The 3641-nt window shown below is 72.0% G+C and carries 5 protein-coding genes; 2 read left to right on the top strand and 3 right to left on the bottom strand.

Translation table 11 applies throughout. From position 1 onward, the window contains the following. Positions 1–205: 205 nt before the first annotated feature. Positions 206–844 carry a DUF4190 domain-containing protein gene (locus ABZZ38_RS30360; RefSeq protein ID WP_356745751.1) on the bottom strand — a complete coding sequence of 213 codons (639 nt, stop codon included), beginning with the start codon at positions 842–844 and terminating at the stop codon, positions 206–208. An 85-nt stretch (positions 845–929) separates the two neighbouring features. Here ABZZ38_RS30360 and ABZZ38_RS30355 point away from each other — a divergent pair, with 85 nt between their 5' ends. Continuing rightward, positions 930–1955, top strand: a complete 1026-nt coding sequence (locus ABZZ38_RS30355) for an adenosine deaminase (protein WP_356745749.1) — start codon at positions 930–932, stop codon at positions 1953–1955. Next, positions 1955–2650, top strand: a complete 696-nt coding sequence (locus tag ABZZ38_RS30350) for a glycerophosphodiester phosphodiesterase (protein WP_356745747.1) — start codon at positions 1955–1957, stop codon at positions 2648–2650. Before ABZZ38_RS30355 ends, ABZZ38_RS30350 begins: the two co-directional genes overlap by 1 nt. On the opposite strand, the gene ABZZ38_RS30345 is transcribed toward ABZZ38_RS30350, so the two are convergent. Beyond that, positions 2625–3158, bottom strand: coding sequence for a hypothetical protein (locus ABZZ38_RS30345; RefSeq protein WP_356745745.1), 534 nt, complete (start codon positions 3156–3158; stop codon positions 2625–2627). The genes ABZZ38_RS30350 and ABZZ38_RS30345 overlap by 26 nt on opposite strands. A 99-nt stretch (positions 3159–3257) precedes the next feature. Next, on the bottom strand, positions 3258–3476 hold the full coding sequence (locus tag ABZZ38_RS30340; RefSeq protein ID WP_356745743.1) for a hypothetical protein: 219 nt from the start codon (positions 3474–3476) through the stop codon (positions 3258–3260). Positions 3477–3641: the final 165 nt, after the last annotated feature.

Genomic DNA, 3641 nt, shown 5'->3' with positions numbered 1-3641 from the left:
GTGTTCTGGGCGTAAAACGACAGAGCGAAGCGACAGAGAGCCCAGAACACGATCCCCGGAACGGCCCCCAACGACCACCCCACGCAACAGGGCCCAGCCCAACAGACCCCGCACCCCAGGAACGGACACCCCACGCACCGGGCCCCGCCCAAGGGCCGAGCCCAAGCGCCCGCCCGCGCACGCGCCGCCTGGGCGGCAGGCGCGGTCAGCGCGGGGTGATGACCAGGGACGTGGCGAAGGGATCGACGTCGTCCTCGAGACCGTCGCGGTTGTTCACGTCCTCCATGATCGCCCAGATGATGAACGCGAGGAACGCCGCGCTGATCACCGTGCCGATCGAACCGAGGACGATGCCCGCGGTGGCCATGCCGCCGTTCGTCGCCTCGCCGCGCTGGACGCGCTTGCGGCCGACGATGCCGAAGATGAGGGCCAGGACGCCCAGGATGATGCCGAGCCCGTAGAGGCAGAAGCCGGCGACGGCGATGATGCCGAGCACCATCGCGGTGATGCCCATCCCGTTCGCGGGGCCCTGCTGCCAGCCGGACTGGCCGTAGGTGGTGTACCCGGGGTAGCCGGGGTAGCCGTACCCGCTGGTCGTGGTCGCGGGAGTGGGCGGTGGCACCGGGGCGGGCGTGGGCACCGGAGCGGGCGTGGGCGCCGGGTAACCGTAGGGGCCCGGCCCGCCGGGGGCTATCGGTGGCGGCGGTATGTCACCGGCCGCCGGCATGGACGTCACCGTCGGCTGGTCGTGCACCGCCGGCGGCTTGTTGGGGTCGACCCGGTCCTGGGGCGACCTGCTCTCCGGCGGAGCCCAGGGATCGTTCGGCTCGCTCTGTTCTGACATGGGCCTCCCCCATCGTGTCCCGTCATGCTAACGGCCCGCCTACGATGATCCCTGACCAGCCCGGCCACGCGCCCAGGAGGCCCCGATGACCGACCTGCACCCCTTCATCGCGGGGCTGCCCAAGGCCGAACTGCACGTGCACCATGTCGGTTCCGCCTCCCCGCGCATCGTCTCGGAGCTCGCGGCCCGCCACCCCGACTCCAGGGTGCCCACCGATCCCGAGGCGCTCGTCGACTACTTCACGTTCACCGACTTCGCGCACTTCATCGAGGTGTACCTGTCGGTGGTGGACCTGATCAGGACCCCGGAGGACGTGCGGCTGCTGACGTACGAGGTGGCCCGGGACATGGCCCGGCAGAACATCCGGTACGCCGAGCTGACCGTCACGCCCTTCAGCTCGACGCGGCGCGGCATCGAGGAGAAGGCGTTCATGGCGGCCATCGAGGACGCGCGCATCGCGGCCGAGACCGAGCTGGGCGTCATCCTGCGCTGGTGCTTCGACATCCCGGGCGAGGCCGGTCTGCAGGCGGCTGAGGAGACCGCGCGGCTGGCGGTCGACCTGCACCCGGAGGGCCTGGTGTCGTTCGGGCTGGGCGGACCGGAGATCGGCGTACCGCGCCCGCAGTTCAAGCCGTACTTCGACCGGGCCATCGCGGCCGGTCTGCGGTCCGTGCCGCACGCGGGTGAGACGACGGGACCGCAGACCATATGGGACGCGCTCACCGAGCTGCGGGCCGAGCGGATCGGGCACGGCACCAGCGCAACGCGGGACCCGAAGCTGCTGGCCCACCTCGCCGAGCACCGCATCGCGCTGGAGGTCTGCCCCACCTCCAACATCGCCACCCGGGCCGTCACGGACATCGACGAGCACCCGATCAAGGAGATGGTCGCCGCCGGGGTGCTGGTGACGATCAACTCCGACGACCCGCCGATGTTCGGCACGGACCTCAACAACGAGTACGGGGTCGCGGCCCGGCTGCTGGGCCTGGACGAGCGGGGCATCGCCGAGCTCGCCAAGAACGCCGTCGAGGCGTCGTTCCTGGACGAGGTGGGCAAGGCGCGGATCGCCGCCGAGATCGACAGCTACACCACCGAGTGGCTCACCCGCTGATGTCTCCCGTCATCGTCGCGCACCGGGGCGACCCGTACCGGGTCCGGGAGAACACGGTCGCGTCGATCCGTTCGGCGTTCGCGCGCGGCGCGGACGCGGTCGAGATCGACGTACGGCTGACCCGTGACGGGGTGCCGGTCCTCCTCCACGACGATTCGCTGAAGCGGCTGTGGCGCGTCGACCGGCCGCTCGACCGCCTCACACTGGCCGAGGTGCGGGAACTGACCGGCCCGGAGGGCGTGCCGACCCTGCGGGACGCGCTGGTCGCGGCCGGACCGCACCGGGTCATGATCGACCTGCCGGGCGCCACGGAGGCGTCGGTGCGCGCCATCGTCAGCACCGTCCATGAGTGCGGCGCGGCCGACCGCGTGTACTACTGCTCCAGCGCCGCCGCGATGCTGCTGGTGCGGGCCGCCGACCCCGCCGCCGAGATCGCGCTCACCTGGACGACGCTCGCCCCGCCCCGGCCCGTCCTGCTCGACGCGGTAGCCCCGCGCTGGCTGAACTACCGCTTCGGGCTGGTCAGCCGCGCGCTGACCGACCGCGTCCACCGGGACGGGCTGCTGGTGTCGGCGTGGACGGCCGACACCCGCAGGACGATGCGCCGGCTGATCGCGTGCGGGGTGGACTCGATCACCACGAACCGCGTGGACACGCTGGGTTCGCTGGTCACACGAGCAGCGTTCGAGCGCTGAGGACCGGCTCGGTCAGCGACTCCAGGCGCTTGATCATGCGGCGTACGACGAGCAGCGGGATCACCCCGAGGACGCCGAAGGACATGTCGACCAGCGTCCACCAGAAGGGGATGCCCCGGATCGGGCCGCAGATCAGCGCCATGGGGATGATCCCGGCGCAGGCGATCATGCCGAATTCGATGACCCAGATGTTGCGTACGGGGTCCCGGTACGGGCCGTAGAAGGCGACCGCGATCACCAGGTGCGCGAAGGCCAGCCAGTCCGTGCCGTAGAGCAGGAAGGGGTGCCGGGCGTCGGCGGTGTCGAGGCCGAGGCGTACCCGCTCGATCCACTCCGGCAGGGCGGGGAAGGCGTCGGCGACGGGCGATGCCCAGCCCGTCAGGGCCTCCTCGGCGAGGCGCGCTTCGGTGACGAGTGGAAAGGCCGTCAGGCCGCTCAGCACCAGACAGACGATGAAGACGGCCAACCACACGCGTATGCGCCGCAGAAGCGCACGAGTCTCGCTCATGTGCGCAGCGTACGCCGGGGTTTACGCGGCCTTTACCGGGCCCCGGTGGCGCCGTGGGCGGCGCCGCTGCGGCAGAATGGTGATCTTCTGCGGTCCGCGTCAGGGCTGCTCGGGCGGGGCGTCGTCGTCCTCGTCCTTCTCCACTCCCTTGAGCGCTTCGCCGGCCGCGGTTCCCTCGTCGGGGCGGTAGCCCTCGGTGGCGCTCGCCGTGCCGCGGACGGTGCGGTGGCCGGCCTGCCGCTCGGCGCCCGAGTGCGCTCCGGGGCCCCGGTCGGGGACCTCGGGGGTTTCCTCGTCGTGCGGGGTCTGTTCGCTCATGTCTCCTCCCGGGTCGCTGGTCCGGTGCGGGTACCCGGGTCCGTATGTCGTACGCCCGGTGGGAGAGGCGGGGCGAAAAGGGGCGCGGGCGGGGGGGGGGGGGGGCCCCGGGGCCCCGCGCGGGGGGGGGGGGGGGGGGTGGGCGGGGTGTGGTGGCTGTGCTTC

Source organism: Streptomyces sp. NPDC006368 (assembly GCF_040612535.1).
Lineage (GTDB): Bacteria > Actinomycetota > Actinomycetes > Streptomycetales > Streptomycetaceae > Streptomyces.
The sequence above is the reverse complement of the archived record's forward strand: the minus strand, read 5'-3'. Positions and strand labels throughout refer to the sequence as shown.